The organism is Streptomyces lincolnensis (genome assembly GCF_021173675.1).
In the GTDB taxonomy this organism is placed as follows: domain Bacteria; phylum Actinomycetota; class Actinomycetes; order Streptomycetales; family Streptomycetaceae; genus Streptomyces; species Streptomyces lincolnensis_B.
In genome coordinates, this window is record NZ_JAIHON010000005.1 from 561,666 (window position 1) to 577,076 (window position 15,411).

Below are 15,411 nucleotides of genomic sequence, written 5' to 3' on the forward strand. Positions count from 1 at the left end.
ATCTTGGTCAATTCCCGGGGATTACCGCCCGGTTGTGGAAAACTCCGTCACCCTCACGAGTGATCGAGCTGGGTGAAAAGCCGCGTGGCCTTGGATGAGTCACCGAAACCATCGACCCCCGACCTCACCGCGGCGAGACCACAACCCCCAGCAATCCGGGCCCGGTATGCGCCCCGATCACCGCCCCCACCTCGCTCACATGCAGATCGGCCAGACCCGGCACCCGCGCCCGCAACCGGTCCGCCAGGGCCGACGCCCGCTCCGGGGCCGCGAGATGGTGGACAGCGATGTCGACCTGCGCGCTGCCCGCCCGATCGGCCACGATCTCCTCAAGCCGGGCGATGGCCTTCGAGGCCGTCCGCACCTTCTCCAGCGGCTCGATCCGACCGCCGTCGAGTTGCAGCAGCGGTTTCACGGCGAGCGCGGAGCCGAACAGGGCCTGCGCGGCGCCGATCCGGCCACCGCGGCGCAGAAAGTCGAGGGTGTCGACGTAGAAGTAGGCGGAGGTCCCCGCGGCCCGTTTCTCCGCCGCCGTGACGGCCTCGTCCACCGTGCCGCCCGACTCCGCCGCCTCGGCCGCCGCGAGGGCGCAGAAGCCCAGGGCCATCGCGACCATCCCGGTGTCCACCACCCGTACCGGCACCGGCGCCTCGCGCGCCGCCACGACCGCCGCGTCGTGGGTGCCGGAGAGTTCGGCGGACAGATGCAGGGAGACGATGCCGGTGGCGCCCGCCTCGGCGACCTTGCGATAGGTTTCCGCGAACAGTTGCGGACTGGGCCGCGAGGTGGTGACGGGCCGTCGCTTCTGAAGCGCCTGGGCCAGCGAACGGGTCGAGATCTCGGTGCCCTCGTCGAGCGCCTGGTCGCCGAGGACCACCGTCAGCGGCACCGCCGTGATCCCGTGGAGCTCCATCGTCCGCTGCGGCAGGTAGGCCGTTGAATCCGTGACGATCGCGACATGGCGGGACATGAGCTGGAGGTTACCTGGCGTAGCGTCCGGGCGGCAGCCCGGCCCCTCTCACCCGGGCACCTGTGTCCGGATCACGTCGTGCTCTCGGGGCGGGGCTTCTTCTGCCAGGGATAGGTGGGTCGCGCGCTCGGCGGGGTGATGGCCGGCCGCGTGGGTTCTCCCGCCGGACGGGACTCGGTCGCCTCCGGCCAGATCTGCCGGTCCGTGACCGTGGCTCCGTCGGCGGCGGGGGCCTCCGGCCACGGGGGCGGCGGCGTGGTGGCCGTCGATTCCGTGGTCGTCCAGTGCCGCAGTGCTCCCGCCTCCATGTCGATCTGCGTGCTCAGGGAGTCCAGATCGTCCTCGGCGAACCGGCGGGCCCGGTCGCGGGCCGCCCAGCGCAGCGAGTCCGCCGACTTGGTGATGCGCTCGGTGCGCTCGCGCAGGCCGGGCAGCCGCTCCGTGAGGGTGGCGCGGTCGGGCTCGGACTCCAGGCGGCGCAGTTCGGCGTCCAGCTCGTGTCCGTGGGCGCTGAGGCGCTCGAAGAGCCCGAGGGACTCCTTGAGGGACTCGTCCTCGGCCACGCCCGCGTGCAGCGCGTCCTGGGTGGCGCGCATCGAGGTGCGCAGCTTCAGCCGCAGCTGGGCGATCTCGCCCGCCGGACCGAGCTGGGCGAAGGACTTGGCGCGCAGTGTGTGGTCCTCGACGGTGCGGCGGGCCTGGGTGATGGTGCGGTCCACCCCGCGCTTGGCGGCGCCGACCGCCTTCACCGTGGCGTAGGCGCCGAGCACCACCAGGAGCACGAAGAGCAGGGTGACTATGGCGATCACTGCTTCCACGAACTCCTCCTCGAACCGGTCACGGCACGTTCCGCGCCGCTCTTCCACGGTAAACGCAAAGGGCAGGCCCGGAGTTCCACCAGAACCCCGAACCTGCCCGTAGGGGACCACCCCGAGACACCCGCCCCGGCCGTGCTCCCGGCGCCTACGACGACGTGGGAGGACCCAGAACCGTGCTCACGCCGGAACGATGTTCACCAGCTTCGGCGCCCGCACGATCACCTTGCGGATACCCGCACCGTCCAGCGCCGCCACGACCTTCTCGTCGGCCAGCGCGACCTTCTCCAGCTCGTCCTCGGAGATGGACGGCGGGACCTCCAGGCGGGCCTTGACCTTGCCCTTGATCTGCACGACGCAGGTCACGGTCTCGTCCACGACGTAGGCCGGGTCGGCGACCGGGAAGTCCTGGTGGACCACCGAGTCGGTGTGGCCCAGCTTGCGCCACAGCTCCTCGGCGATGTGCGGGGCCAGCGGCGCGATCAGCAGGACCAGCGGCTCGGCGACCGAGCGCGGCACCGCGCCGCCCGCCTTGGTCAGATGGTTGTTCAGCTCGGTGACCTTGGCGATGGCGGTGTTGAACCGCAGGCCCTCCAGGTCCTGGCGCACCCCGTCGATGGCCTTGTGCAGGGCTCGCAGCGTGTCCTCGTCGGGCTCCGCGTCCACCACCGTGACCTCGCCGGTGGCCTCGTCGACGACGTTGCGCCACAGCCGCTGCAGCAGCCGGAACTGGCCGACCACCGCGCGCGTGTCCCACGGCCGGGAGACGTCCAGCGGGCCCATCGCCATCTCGTACAGGCGCAGCGTGTCCGCGCCGTACTCGGCGGCGATCTCGTCCGGAGTGACCGCGTTCTTCAGGGACTTGCCCATCTTGCCCAGCAGCCGGGAGACCTGCTCGCCCTGGTAGTAATAGGCGCCGTCGCGCTCCTCCACCTCGGCGGCCGGCACCGCGATGCCACGGCTGTCGCGGTAGACGTAGGCCTGGATCATGCCCTGGTTGAACAGCTTGTGGAACGGCTCCGCGGAGGAGACGTGCCCCAGGTCGAACAGGACCTTGGACCAGAAGCGGGCGTACAGCAGGTGCAGCACGGCGTGCTCGGCGCCGCCGACGTACAGGTCGACGCCGCCGTGCGGCTGCCCCTCGCGCGGGCCCATCCAGTACTGCTCGATCTCCGGATCGACCAGCTTCTCGCTGTTGTGCGGGTCCAGGTAGCGCAGTTCGTACCAGCAGGAACCGGCCCAGTTGGGCATGGTGTTGGTCTCACGCCGGTACTTGCGCGGACCACGGCCGTCGCCCAGGTCCAGGGTGACGTTGACCCAGTCCTCGTTGCGCGACAGGGGCGTCTCGGGCTGGGTGTCGGCGTCGTCCGGCTCGAAGGTGCGCGGCGAGTAGTCCTCGACCTCGGGCAGCTCCAGAGGCAGCATCGACTCGGGCAGCGCGTGGGCGATGCCGTCCTCGTCGTAGACGATCGGGAAGGGCTCGCCCCAGTAGCGCTGGCGGCTGAACAGCCAGTCGCGCAGGCGGAAGTTGACGGTGCCCTCGCCGACGCCCTCGCGCTCCAGCCACTCGGTGACGCGCGCCTTGGCGTCTACGACGCCCAGGCCGTCCAGGGAGACCTCCTCGGCGGAGGAGTTCACGATCTTCGCGTCGTACGACACGAAGGCGTCGTCCCACTCCGAGGTGTCGGTGCCACGGGCGTCGGTGGGCTCGACCACGCAGCGGATCGGCAGCTCGAAGGCGCGCGCGAACGCGAAGTCACGCGTGTCGTGCGCCGGGACGGCCATGATCGCCCCGGTGCCGTAGCCCATCAGGACGTAGTCGGCGATGAAGACGGGGACCTGCTCGCCGTTGACCGGGTTGGTGGCGTACGCGCCGATGAAGACGCCGGTCTTGTCCTTGGCCTCGGCCTGCCGCTCGACGTCGGACTTGGAGGCGGCCTGGGCGCGATAGGCGGCGACGGCCTCCCCGGGGGTCGCGTGACCGCCGGTCCACACGTCGTGGGTGCCCTCGGGCCAGGCGGCCGGGGTGAACTTCTCGACCAGCGGGTGCTCGGGCGCCAGCACCATGTAGGTGGCGCCGAACAGGGTGTCCGGGCGGGTGGTGAAGACGGTGATGCGCTCGCCGTCGATCGGGAAGTCGACGCGGGCGCCCTCGGAGCGGCCGATCCAGTTGCGCTGCTGCAGCTTGATGGCCTCGGGCCAGTCCAGCTCCTCCAGGTCGTCCAGCAGCCGGTCGGCGTAGGCGGTGATGCGCATGTTCCACTGGCGCAGCTTGGCCTTGAAGACGGGGAAGTTGCCGCGCTCGGAGCGGCCGTCGGCGGTGACCTCCTCGTTGGCCAGCACGGTACCCAGTCCGGGGCACCAGTTGACCGGCGCGTCCGAGGCGTACGCCAGGCGGAACTCGCCCAGGACGTCGGCGCGCTCGGCGGCGGTCAGCTCGTGCCACGCGCGCGTGTGCCCCGGTACGGGGCGCTCACCGGTCTCGAACAGGGCGACCAGTTCGGCGATCGGACGGGCCCGGTCCGCCTCGACGTCGTACCAGGAGTTGAAGATCTGCAGGAAGATCCACTGGGTCCACTTGTAGTACTCCGGGTCGATCGTGGCGAACGACCGGCGCTTGTCGTGGCCCAGACCCAGGCGGCGCAGCTGGGACTTCATGTTGTTGATGGCGGCCTCGGTGGTGATCCGAGGGTGCTCGCCGGTCTGCACGGCGTGCTGCTCGGCGGGCAGGCCGAAGGCGTCGAAGCCCAGGGTGTGCAGGACGTTGTGGCCGGTCATCCGCTGGTGGCGGGCGAAGACGTCGGTGGCGATGTAGCCCAGGGGGTGGCCGACGTGCAGGCCCGCGCCGGAGGGGTACGGGAACATGTCCATGATGAACTTCTTGGGCCGGGCGGCCAGCTCGGGGTCGCCCGCCAGGTCACCCTTGGGGTTCGGCGCCGCGTAGGTGCCCTCGGCGTCCCAGAAGTCCTGCCAGCGTGCCTCGATGTCGGCCGCCACGGCAGCCGTGTAGCGGTGCGGCGCGGCCACCTCGGCGGCAGCGGAATTCGTCTCGCTCATGATCCTCAAAGCTCCATCGATCGTCTCTGCCAGCGGCTGTGACACTCGGGAAACGAAAAATCCCCTCGCACAGGAGGGGACGCCGCGCCGATGCCGACCTGCCGTTCACCGGCGGTCGGGACTGATCAGCGCGGCCCGCTAAGCAGAAGGCGTACGGCACGCATGGCGTTAGGGTACCGCAGCCGTTGAGCAGGACGCGACGCGCTTACGTATGCCCTCTTGGCACCGGGTGCCGCCTCGCCACCGATGTCGAGTCACCACCGCCCGAGCCCGACAGGAGCTGAACCGAGGTCAATGATTACCCGGCGTAACAGCCACTAAGGGACATCACAACGGCCTCATTGTCGTTTGATAACAGCGCAATAACTCAAACCTCGTACCCATCGGTATGGCGCCACTTAGAGTGCGGCAGCGGGACCGCTTTCCCGAAACTGCTCGGAGTTGCCCCCATGAACCCTCGTCGTAGTAACAGCTCGCCCTCCCCGTCAGGCCGGTCGGCCTATGGGGTGGCGTCGGCTGTCTTCCTGCTCCTCATACCCGTGTCCGTGCTGGTGGGAGGTGACAGGTTCCGTGACTTCCTGAACTTCGGCGCGGGCGTCCTGTCGCTCGTTTCGCTCAGTTGTTCGGTGATCTGGGGCCTGGTCGCCCAGGACCGGATCTTCCTGAACACCCGCCAACGGATCATCGGGCAGGCGGTGCACCGGACGACCGCCGTCGCCTCGATTGCGTTCCTGCTGCTGCACATCACCACCAAGATCGCGCTGGACCACACGTCGCTGATCGCCGCGCTGATCCCGTTCTCACTCGGTGTCACCGGCACCGAGGGCCTGATCGGCCTCGGTTCGCTGGCCGGCCTGCTGATGATCTTCGTGGGCGTCACCGGCGCGCTGCGCAGCCGGTTCGCCTCCCCCGCCCCGGTGGCGGCCCGCTGGCGGGCCATGCACATGCTGGCCTACCCGGCCTGGTGCGCCGCGCTGATCCACGGTCTCTACGCGGGTCGCGCGGCCAAGCCGATCTTCGTGATCCTGTACGGCCTGGCGGTGCTCGGCGTCACCGCGGCCCTCGCCCTGCGCGCGGCCCCGCGCCCGTTCAAGCGCCGGGTCGCCGACCGGATCTCCGCCTTCCTGGGCAGCGAGGAGCGTTCGGGCCGTGAGGGCCTGGAGGAGAGCCGCGCCAGGATCGCCGAGTCGGGGCTGCCGGGCTACGAGAGGCAGGCACCGGGCGAGAGGCAGCTCCCGGGCTACGAGAAGCAGCGCTCGACCGGCTCCCAGCCCCGGGTGCCCTCGTACGACGCTCCCCTCGCGGCGCCGGAACCCGCGAACGGCTTCGCGGCCGCCTACCGGGCCGTCTCGACACCGCGCGCGCAGCAGCCCTACGCCGACCAGACCGCCCGTATGGACCTGCCGATGGACATGCAGCCCACCGAGGCCATCCCGCGCATGGACAACGGCGGCAGCACCTCGGGCAGCTGGCCGATCCCGTCCCCGCCGCCGGTCGGCGAGGCGCCCCCGTCCGCCTACGACCCGCTCCAGGACACCGGTTACAACATCCCGGCCTACGGCAGTCAGCCGGCGAACGGCTACGACGGCAGTGACGTGTACGACACCGGTGAGACAAACACCCTCTACGGCACGTACAACCCGAACGACACGTACAACAGCGGTCCCGCCACTGAACCATCGCCCGGTCAGTCGTACGACTTCGACTCCCCGGGTTCGGGCGAACCTTGGAACACGCCTTCCGGAGGCTATAGGTGAACGAGGCCCTGCCCGACGTCCCGGAAGTCCGCGTCGTCGGGCTTCCCCAGCTCACGTCGGGCTTCGACCTTGTCGAGAGACTTGACCTGCCCATGCACCTGAAGGTGCACGGGCCGCTCGAACCCATGGGCGGAGAGCAGCTCGCGCAGCTCTCCGAACGCATCAACCTCAAGGGCCGCGGCGGCGCGGGCTTCCCCTTCCACAAGAAGCTGCGCTCGGTCGCCGAGGCGGCGATCAAACGCGGCGTACGGCCGGTCGTCGTCGTCAACGGCAGTGAGGACGAACCGGCCTGCCGCAAGGACACGGTGCTCATCAACCGTGCCCCGCACCTCATCCTGGACGGCGCGCTGCTGTGCGCCGAGGCCCTGGGTGCCCGCACGCTCGTGGTGGGGGTCACCCGGGAGTCGACGCAGCGCTCCATGGAGGCCGCGCTCGCCGAACGCGGCCTCAGCAACGGCCGCCGATCCGCTCTACGCGCACGCGTGCAGCGCAATCCGGTCCGCATGGTCACCGGCGCCGCCGCGTCGCTGATCCGCTCCATCGACGGCGGCCCGGCGATCCCGCCCGGCCGCAAGGTCAGCGCCTCGCAGAACGGCGTCGGCGGCGCCCCCACCCTGCTGTCGAACGCCGAGACCTTCGCCCAGCTCGCGATCGCCGCCCGCATCGGCCCGGAGCGCTACGGCAACACCGGTCTGTACGACGAGCCGGGCACCGTCATGCTCACCGTCTCCGGCGCGGTGGCCCGCCCGATGGTGATCGAGGTCCCCACGGGCGTGCCGCTGCGCTACGTCCTCCAGCTCGCCGGTGCCCCGCCGGTCCCGCAGGGGGTGCTGACCGGCGGCTACCACGGCAAGTGGATCGACGCGGCGACGGTCAACGAGGCGATCGTCTCCCGCAACTCCCTGGACGCGGTGGGCGGCGCGCTCGGCGCCGGCGCGATCCTGCCGATCACTCAGGAGACCTGCCCGCTGGGCGAGTCGCTGCGCGTGGCGCAGTGGCTGGCCGAGGAGAGCGCGGGTCAGTGCGGCCCCTGCTACCTCGGTCTGCCGGCCGCCGCGCGCGGCATGGAGGACATCATCAACGGCGGCGGTCCGGCCGCCCTGGAGGCCCTCAAGCAGGTCGCGAAGAACGTGAAGCGGCGCGGCGCCTGCTCGCACCCCGACGGCTCCGCGATGTTCCTGGAATCGACCATCAAGGCGTTCACGGACGACCTCGCCGCACATGTGCTCGGCAACGGCTGCGGGCGTCCCGTGGAGGGCGTTCTGCCGCTCTTCGAGGGCGGCAGGGCCCCGACGGGCATCCCCGGCGGCGCGGAGTCCGAGGAGAACGGTCCCAGCCGCCAGAAGATCTACGTCGACTGGACGCTCTGCCGGGGCCACGGCCTGTGCGCGGACATCCTCCCGGAGGTCTTCGAGCTCGGCGCCGACGGCTTCCCGACCGTCGCGCAGGCCCAGGTGCCGCGCTACGCGGAGGCCAAGGCCCTGCGCGCGGTGCGCCGTTGCCCCGCGCTCGCCCTGCGCATCGAGGACCAGACGGAGCGGGCACCGTCGCGCAACAACCTGCCGGTCCTCTCCCAGGGCCGCGGCCGCCGCGCCCTGGGCCGCTGAGCACCCGGAGGGGCGGGCTCCAGGCCCGCCCCCCGGCGCGCATCTCCTCAACGCACAAGGCAACGCAGAAGGCGGGCCATCCTCTCGGATGACCCGCCTTCGATTTCTGTGGAGCTAAGGAGAATTGAACTCCTGACCTCCTGCATGCCATGCAGGCGCTCTACCAACTGAGCTATAGCCCCGTGCCGTGTTCCTTCCGGTTTCCCCGGCGGCGACGCCAACTTTACCGGGCCACCGGGGAGAGCACCAAATCGTTTCCGCTCTGTCCGTATTTAATCGCTTACGCCCGCTTACGCGGTGACGAACGAGTAGAACCGTTTGAGCGTGCAGTGTTCTTCGAGAAGCCGGCCGTAGATCGGCTCCCCCTCCAGCTCGCGGTACGTCTCGATCGGGTCGCCTTTTATGATCAGCGCCCGCGCACACTCCTCGCACCAGTACTGGTAGTCCGGATTGACCGGTTCCATGTCCCGGACGATGGGCGTACCGCTGCCGCACCAATCGCACTTTCGCCTGTGTGCACCCATCGATCAGCTCCAGCTGTGGCCGCAGGCCGTGCACACGTAGGAGATCCCGCCGTTGTCGCCGAGGACTTGGGCAACGTGGAGAGAACCGCAGGAAGGGCAGGTGAGGCGGGTGACCGTGTCCCGTGTCGACGCTGCTTCAAGGAGGTGGCCGACCTCCCTGAGGATGCTCGCAGGCATCACCGCTCCCTCCCGTCGGGCCGCGCCCCCTTCCGGCCGTTTGATTCTGCCACGGCCGGGCCAATACGGTCAGCGACGCCTCAGTACCAGTCCGGACACGGCACCCACCGCGGCCGTCCCGGCCAGCGCGAACACGCACACCGAAAGCGCCTCCGCAGAGGTATACGCCCCGGAGGCCCCGAGTGACTCAAGCCGGTTCAAGAACAGTGTGCCGAACACCGCGACCCCGATCAGCTGGCCGAGCTGCGTGACCGTGGCGAGCAGACCACTGGCGTCCGCCGCGTGCTCGGGCGGCACCGTCGCCAGCGCCCGGGTGAGCGTCGGACTGAAGGCGAGCGCGAGCCCGACACCCACACCGGCGTACGCCACGTACAACGGCACACCGCCCTCGCCGCCGCCCCGCAGCGCCAGTCCGACGCCCAGGACGGCCAGCGCGGTGATCACGAACCCGGCCGGGGTCAGGGCACGCTGCCAGGAGGCGGGCCAGGAGCGCCAGGTCAGACCGACCAGGCCGAAGACGATCGCGGTCGGCGCGAAGGTGAGACCGGCCCGCAGCGCGCTGTAGCCGAGGCCGCCCTGGACGTGCAGGGTGAGCGCGAACAGGAAGCCGCCGTTGACGGCCATGACGGCCAGCACCCGGAAGACGGCGAGGCCCATGCCCGGCCGGCGCAGCACGCCCGGCGCGATCAGCGGGGCGCCGCCGCGCCGGGCGAGCCGGGACTCGTACCCGCAGAACACCCCGAACAGCAGCGCGCCCGCGGCCAGCGACAGCCAGGACCACAGCGGCCAGCCCTCGTCCTGGCCGAGCACCAGCGGCACCGTGACCAGCGACACGGACACCCCGAGCAGCACCAGGCCGGGCAGATCCAGCCCGCGCGCCGGCGGCCGCCGCGCCGTCCGGTCCCCGCGCGGCAGGACACGGCCGCCGACGGCCAACAGGACGACGCCCACCGGCACGTTGACGAGGAAGACCGGCCGCCACCCGGTACCGAACAGATCGGCATCGACCAGGATCCCGCCGGCGACCTGACCGGCGGCGGCGCCGACGGCGAGGACCGCCGCGTAGGCACCGAGCGCCTTCGTCCTGGCCTCCGCGGTGAAGTGGCGCTGGATCAGGCTGAGCACCTGCGGGATCATCACCGCCGATCCCGCTCCCTGCACCAGGCGGAACACGATCAGTTCGGTGGCGCCCTGCGCGAGACCGCAGGCGAGCGAGGCCGCCGTGAACAGCGCGAGCCCGGCGAGGTGGATCCGGCCGTGGCCGAACCGGGCGCCGAGGCGGGCGCCGGTGATCAGCAGCACGGAGTAGGTGATGGCATATCCGGCGATCACCAGCTGGAGTTCGCCGCCGGACGCGTGCAGGTCGGCGCCGATGGTGGGTGCCGCGACGTTCACGATGAACACGTCGAGCAGCGCCATGAACTGGGCGGCGAGGACGAGCGCGAGCAGCGGCCGGGACCCGTTGTCAGTGGTGGACGCTTTACTGGTCGCAGGATGTGGAACGGGCGCGGGACCCGGTTCCGTCCGGGATGGTGTCGTCATGCCGTCGAGCCTGACGACGCCCCGGTACGGGTGCCGAGAGCCCGTCGATGCTGGTACTGACAGCACCTGGCAGGGGACGGGCCGGGTACCGAGGATGGTCGTGACGAGGGGGACGTGACGATGACGACGACACAGCGACGGCGGCCCGAGCTGGCCGCGTTCCTGCGCAGCAGGCGGGCCCGGGTGACTCCGCGGGACGTGGGGATGCCGCCGGGCCTGCGGCGCCGCACGCCGGGGCTGCGCCGCGAGGAGGTCGCCCAGCTCTCCGGTGTGGGGGTCACTTGGTACACGTGGCTGGAGCAGGGACGGCCGATCAACGCCTCCGCGCAGGTGCTGGACGCGGTCGCGCGCACCCTCCGGCTCGACGCGCCGGAGCGCGAGCACCTGTACCACCTCGCCGAAGTCCCGTACGCCGCCGCCCCCGAGGCCCTCACGCGCGCCGTGGGCCCGGAGATCCAGGGCATCCTCGACGCCCTCGTGCCACGTCCGGCCGTGGTCTACACCTCGCGGTACGACATCCTGGCCGCCAACTCCGTCTACCGGGCCCTGTTCCTCGCCGGGGTGTCACCGTCCGAGGGCCTTCCCAACGCCCTGTGGGAGTTGTTCGCGGTGCCCGAGGAGGACTGTCCCCTGATGTTCCGGGACACGGAGCTGCCGGTGATGGTGGCGACTTTGCGCGCGGCCTACGGCGTGCATGCCGGGGAGCCGGCCTGGGAGGGCTTCATACGCGGGCTGTCGGCGGCGAGCCCGCTGTTCGCGCGGCTGTGGGAGAGCGGCGACGTGGCCGAGCCCGGGCGGCGGGTGAAGGGCTTCCGGCACGCGGAGCTGGGCGAGCTGCACATGACGTCGCTGTCCCTGTCGATCAACGGAATGCCGGAGTGCCGGATCGTGGTCTACACACCGGAGGACGAGGAAACCGCACGGCGCACGGCCCTGTTGGGCTCCCGGGGAACAGAAAATCCCGCCCCTTGAGGGACGGGATCTTCATCACCGATCTTTGACAACTCAACAGAGTGACAACCCGACAGAGTGTCGATCTGTGGAGCTAAGGAGAATTGAACTCCTGACCTCCTGCATGCCATGCAGGCGCTCTACCAACTGAGCTATAGCCCCGCGCGTTCTTCCCGCTCGGCGGGCGAACAAGAAGAACTTTAGCCTGCGACCTGCCGGAAAGTGAAATCCGGCTCCGCCGGGCCGTGAGGCCGCTCAGTCGTCGTCGCCGAGCACCGGTTCCGGGAGGGTGCCGGCGTTGTGCTCCAGCAGGCGCCAGCCGCGGGCGCCCTGGCCGAGCACGGACCAGCAGCAGTTGGAGAGACCGCCGAGGCTCTCCCAGTGGTGGGCGTCCAGACCGAGGAGCCGTCCGATCGTGGTGCGGATCGTGCCGCCGTGGCTGACCACGACGAGCGTGCCCTCCTCGGGCAGCTTCTCGGCGTGCCGGACCACGACGGGAGCGGCGCGGTCGGCGACCTCCGACTCCAGTTCGCCGCCGCCCCGGCGGACCGGCTCGCCGCGCTTCCACGCGGCGTACTCCTCGCCGTGGCGGGCGATGATCTCCTCGTGGGTCAGCCCCTGCCAGACGCCCGCGTAGGTCTCGCGCAGGCCCTCGTCGTGGGTCACCTCCAGGCCGGTGAGCGCGGCGAGCTCGGCGGCCGTGTTCGCGGCCCGCTTCAGGTCGGAGGCGATGATCGCGTCGGGCTCCAGGGAGGCGAGCAGCCGGGCGGCGCGGCGGGCCTGGGAGACGCCGGTCGCGGTGAGCTCGACGTCCGTGGTGCCCTGGAAGCGGCGCTCCACGTTCCACGAGGTCTGGCCATGACGCCAGAGGATGACTCGGCGGCCCCTTCCGGGCCCGGTGAAGGTGCTCACCGCAGCTCCCCGAACTCGGTGGCATCCTCCTCGGCCGCCAGCTTGGCGTGCTCCTCGGCCTTGCCCCGGGTGGCCTTGGCGTCGGCCGGGAGCTCGATCTCAGGGCAGTCCTTCCACAGCCGCTCCAGGGCGTAGAAGACGCGCTCCTCGCTGTGCTGGACGTGGACGACGATGTCGACGTAGTCGAGGAGGATCCAGCGGGCGTCGCGGTCGCCCTCGCGGCGCACCGGCTTGGCGCCGAGCTCCTTGGAGAGCCGCTCCTCGATCTCGTCGACGATCGACTTGACCTGGCGGTCGTTGGGGGCGGAGGCGAGCAGGAAGGCGTCCGTGATCGACAGCACATCGCTGACGTCGTAGGCGATCACGTCGTGCGCGAGCTTGTCGGAGGCCGCCTGCGCGGCGGTGGTGATGAGTTCCAGGGAGCGGTCAGTCGCGGTCACTACAAGGCTTTCGGTCGGCGGTCACGTGACCTCAAGGGTCTCACGACCGCCGAGGGCACCCCACGCGTTTGTCGTCGCACGTGGGGTGCCGCCCCGGTCAGGAGGACGACGGCTTGTAGTCCTGGCCGAGGATCACGGCGACATCGGCGTTGGCGGAGACGCTGCCCTTGGACACCGCGCCGTCGGGCAGGCCCAGGGTCTTGGCGACCTCGGTGGCGTTCTGCTTCTCGGCCGCGTCCGCGTAGAGGACCTTGGAGGTGGCCCGGGACGCCGAGGCCGTGCCGCCGTCGAGGAAGGTGAAACCGCCGTTGAGGAGGACCACGCGGGTCTTCTCGGTGTTGTCCCTGACGCCGGTGGCGTTCTGGACGGAGACGCTGACGGCCGCGTCCTTGTCGGGGCTCTTCGCGGCACCGCCGAGGACGTCCTTGACCACGCTCTCGCTGGCCGACGCGCTGAGGGTGCCGTCGGCCTGGACGGGCAGCAGCGCGGTCTTGTAGTCGCCGCCCTTGGCGAGGTCGGCGAGCTTGGCCAGGAAGGTGCCCAGGTCCTTGTCGGTGAGCGGCGGCTCGATGATCTGGCCGAGCGTCTGGACGGTGACGGTCGCGCCCTGGGCGTCGGAGGACAGCTTGCGCAGCACGCCCTGCATGACCTGGCCGAACCGCTCCAGCTGGGCGTCCTGGGCCTCGCCGGAGGCGCGGTAGGTGGCGTAGGCGACGGCCATCTTGCCGCTGAGGGTCTGGTCCTTGCCCTTGCTCACCAGGGGCGCCTCGCCCTTCTTCTTGGCGGCCGGGTCGGGCACGTCGATGTTGGTGTCGACGTTGATGTTGCCGACGAGGTCGACCAGGTTCTGGAGGTAGGGGGTGTCCAGGCGCCAGGTGCCCTCGATGTCGGTGCCGAGGACGGTGTCGAGCGAGTCGACGGTGCCGGAGGAGCCGTCCTCGTCGACGGACTTGGCCAGCGTGGTCGTGGTGCCGTCGTCGTCGGTCACGACGAGGGAGTTGGGCAGCAGGACGGTGGTGCCCCGCTTGGTCGTGGTGTTGTCCACGAGCAGCGCCGTGGAGGTGCCGCCCCCCTTGGTGTTGTGCAGGTGGACGACGATCACGTCACGGTTCTGGGCACCCGCGGCCGTCGCGGTGCCGGTCTTCTCGTCGCTGGACGACAGGCCGGGCAGCTTCCCGGCGTACCAGAGGTAGCCGACGCCGCCGACCGCGACCAGCGCCAGGACCACGACGAGGGCGACGAGCCGGCTGCGGGCGCGGCGCTTGGCCTCCTCGCGGCGCTCGGTGCGGTTCTCGGTGAAGTTCAGCCAGTCGATGACGTCCTCGGAGTCGGCGTCCGGGTCCTCGACGAAGGCGAACTGCTCGGTGCGGTACTCGCGTTCGCCGTCGGCCGACTGGTCCCGGCCCAGTTCGGCGTACGGGTCCTCGGCGCCCCGGGGACGCTCCTGCTGGGCCGGGGCCTCCGGCTCCGCCGTGGGGCCGCCCTGCTGCGGGATGTAGGCGGTCTGCTCGGCGACACGGGGCTGCTGACCGCTCGCGGCGGCCCGGCCGTAGGGGTCGTACGCCGTCCCGGGCGCGCCGCCCTGCTGAGTGGCGTTGCCGTAGGCGTCATAGGGCGGCACAGGCGCCTGCCGGCCGGTGCCGTACGGGTCGTAGGCCGGCGTCTGCTGCTGACCGCCGGCGGCGTACGGGTCGTAGCCGTACCCCTGCTGCTGCGCGTACGGGTCGTACGGCTGAGGAGCGGGCTGCTGGTGCTGCTGGGCCTGGCGGTGCTGGACCTGCTGGTACACGGGCCGGCCGTACTCGTCGTAGCCGACGATCTCGTACTGGCCGCCCTCGTACTGGTCGCCCTGGTCGCCGCCGTGTCCCGCGTCGTATCGGTCGTTCACCGGTGCCCCTCTCGGCTCACTCGCCGCGGTACAGCTCGCGCTTGTCGATGTAGCGCACGACTCCGTCCGGCACCAGATACCAGACGGGGTCGCCCTTGGCGACTCTCGCACGGCAGTCGGTGGAGGAGATGGCGAGAGCGGGGACCTCGACGAGCGAGACGCCGCCCTCCGGGAGGCCGGGGTCGGACAGGACGTGGCCAGGCCGGGTGACCCCGATGAAGTGCGCGAGGGAGAACAGCTCTTCCGCGTCCCGCCAGGTCAGGATCTGGCCGAGGGCGTCCGCGCCGGTGATGAAGAAGAGGTCGGTGTCGGGGTTGAGCGCCTTGAGGTCGCGCAGGGTGTCCGTCGTGTAGGTCGGGCCGCCGCGGTCGATGTCGATGCGGCTGACGGAGAACTGCGGGTTCTCGGCGGTCGCGATGACCGTCATCAGATAGCGGTCCTCGGCCGCGGAGACCGCGCGGTGGGTCTTCTGCCACGGCTGGCCGGTGGGGACGAACACCACCTCGTCCAGGTGGAACTGCGCGGCGACCTCGCTGGCCGCCACCAGGTGCCCGTGGTGGATCGGGTCGAACGTTCCGCCCATGACGCCGAGACGGCGCTTGCCGGGGCTCGACGGGCCGTTTCCGGGACCGTCGGTCCGCCCGGCCGGCGGGCGGTCCCGCGTGTCGCTCGCCGCGTCCTCAGGCGTGTCGTTCGCCGGACCGGTAGGCATGTCCTGCTCTCCCATGCGTGCAGACCCTACCGGCCCGGCCTGAGGGCCCCGGCCGCCGG

Annotated in this window: 12 protein-coding genes and 2 tRNA genes; 3 read left to right on the forward strand and 11 right to left on the reverse strand. The window is 70.8% G+C overall.

Annotation, left to right across the window (positions count from 1 at the left end):
- Positions 1–124 precede the first annotated feature (124 nt).
- The 3 genes from K4B79_RS16790 to leuS all read right to left on the reverse strand — a co-directional run bounded on the left by K4B79_RS16790 (position 125) and on the right by leuS (position 4,842).
- Positions 125–970, reverse strand: coding sequence for a DegV family protein (locus K4B79_RS16790; RefSeq protein ID WP_232027396.1), 846 nt, complete (start codon positions 968–970; stop codon positions 125–127).
- A 71-nt stretch (positions 971–1,041) separates the two neighbouring features.
- On the reverse strand, positions 1,042–1,788 hold the full coding sequence (locus tag K4B79_RS16795; RefSeq protein ID WP_232027397.1) for a hypothetical protein: 747 nt from the start codon (positions 1,786–1,788) through the stop codon (positions 1,042–1,044).
- Positions 1,789–1,965: 177 nt separating this feature from the next.
- Entirely contained in the window at positions 1,966–4,842 is a 2,877-nt protein-coding gene (leuS, locus tag K4B79_RS16800; protein ID WP_232027398.1) for a leucine--tRNA ligase, read from the reverse strand.
- Positions 4,843–5,348: 506 nt separating this feature from the next.
- Between leuS and K4B79_RS16805 the strand changes: the two genes are divergently transcribed.
- Both K4B79_RS16805 and K4B79_RS16810 read left to right on the forward strand, forming a co-directional pair.
- A complete protein-coding gene (locus K4B79_RS16805; protein WP_232027399.1) occupies positions 5,349–6,599 on the forward strand; it encodes a cytochrome b/b6 domain-containing protein in 1,251 nt (416 codons plus the stop codon).
- Positions 6,596–8,206, forward strand: a complete 1,611-nt coding sequence (locus K4B79_RS16810; protein WP_067432542.1) for an NADH-quinone oxidoreductase subunit NuoF family protein — start codon at positions 6,596–6,598, stop codon at positions 8,204–8,206. Before K4B79_RS16805 ends, K4B79_RS16810 begins: the two co-directional genes overlap by 4 nt.
- A 109-nt stretch (positions 8,207–8,315) precedes the next feature.
- Here K4B79_RS16810 and K4B79_RS16815 read toward each other — a convergent pair.
- The 3 genes from K4B79_RS16815 to K4B79_RS16825 all read right to left on the reverse strand — a co-directional run bounded on the left by K4B79_RS16815 (position 8,316) and on the right by K4B79_RS16825 (position 10,449).
- Positions 8,316–8,388, reverse strand: a tRNA-Ala gene (locus K4B79_RS16815).
- Between the two features lie 108 nt (positions 8,389–8,496).
- A complete protein-coding gene (locus K4B79_RS16820) occupies positions 8,497–8,730 on the reverse strand; it encodes a hypothetical protein (RefSeq protein ID WP_003976229.1) in 234 nt (77 codons plus the stop codon).
- A gap of 246 nt (positions 8,731–8,976) precedes the next feature.
- Positions 8,977–10,449, reverse strand: a complete 1,473-nt coding sequence (locus tag K4B79_RS16825; protein WP_269463519.1) for an MFS transporter — start codon at positions 10,447–10,449, stop codon at positions 8,977–8,979.
- A 120-nt stretch (positions 10,450–10,569) separates the two neighbouring features.
- Between K4B79_RS16825 and K4B79_RS16830 the strand changes: the two genes are divergently transcribed.
- Positions 10,570–11,421 carry a helix-turn-helix transcriptional regulator gene (locus tag K4B79_RS16830; RefSeq protein ID WP_232027400.1) on the forward strand — a complete coding sequence of 284 codons (852 nt, stop codon included), beginning with the start codon at positions 10,570–10,572 and terminating at the stop codon, positions 11,419–11,421.
- 68 nt (positions 11,422–11,489) lie between these two features.
- Here K4B79_RS16830 and K4B79_RS16835 read toward each other — a convergent pair.
- The 5 genes from K4B79_RS16835 to nadD all read right to left on the reverse strand — a co-directional run bounded on the left by K4B79_RS16835 (position 11,490) and on the right by nadD (position 15,367).
- Positions 11,490–11,562: transfer RNA gene (locus K4B79_RS16835), tRNA-Ala, on the reverse strand.
- Between the two features lie 93 nt (positions 11,563–11,655).
- Entirely contained in the window at positions 11,656–12,312 is a 657-nt protein-coding gene (locus K4B79_RS16840; RefSeq protein WP_232027401.1) for a histidine phosphatase family protein, read from the reverse strand.
- Positions 12,309–12,752: a ribosome silencing factor gene (gene rsfS / locus K4B79_RS16845; protein ID WP_232027402.1), complete on the reverse strand. Its 444-nt coding sequence runs from the start codon at positions 12,750–12,752 to the stop codon at positions 12,309–12,311. The genes K4B79_RS16840 and rsfS overlap by 4 nt, the downstream gene beginning before the upstream one ends.
- Before the next feature lie 97 nt (positions 12,753–12,849).
- Positions 12,850–14,640 (reverse strand): LCP family protein, encoded by a 1,791-nt coding sequence (locus K4B79_RS16850; RefSeq protein WP_232027403.1) that lies wholly within the window; start codon positions 14,638–14,640, stop codon positions 12,850–12,852.
- Positions 14,641–14,656: 16 nt separating this feature from the next.
- The gene (gene nadD, locus K4B79_RS16855) at positions 14,657–15,367 is read right to left on the reverse strand and encodes a nicotinate-nucleotide adenylyltransferase (RefSeq protein ID WP_232027404.1); all 711 of its coding nucleotides are present in this window, start codon (positions 15,365–15,367) and stop codon (positions 14,657–14,659) included.
- Positions 15,368–15,411 lie beyond the last annotated feature (44 nt).

What these genes read in the sequence shown, in the direction of transcription:
- K4B79_RS16790 (WP_232027396.1), bottom strand. Translation starts at nt 970, where the DNA reads ATGTCCCGCCATGTCGCGATCGTCACGGATTCAACGGCCTACCTGCCG.
- leuS (WP_232027398.1), bottom strand. Translation starts at nt 4,842, where the DNA reads ATGAGCGAGACGAATTCCGCTGCCGCCGAGGTGGCCGCGCCGCACCGC.
- K4B79_RS16820 (WP_003976229.1), bottom strand. Translation starts at nt 8,730, where the DNA reads ATGGGTGCACACAGGCGAAAGTGCGATTGGTGCGGCAGCGGTACGCCC.
- K4B79_RS16825 (WP_269463519.1), bottom strand. Translation starts at nt 10,449, where the DNA reads ATGACGACACCATCCCGGACGGAACCGGGTCCCGCGCCCGTTCCACAT.
- K4B79_RS16830 (WP_232027400.1), top strand. Translation starts at nt 10,570, where the DNA reads ATGACGACGACACAGCGACGGCGGCCCGAGCTGGCCGCGTTCCTGCGC.
- nadD (WP_232027404.1), bottom strand. Translation starts at nt 15,367, where the DNA reads ATGGGAGAGCAGGACATGCCTACCGGTCCGGCGAACGACACGCCTGAG.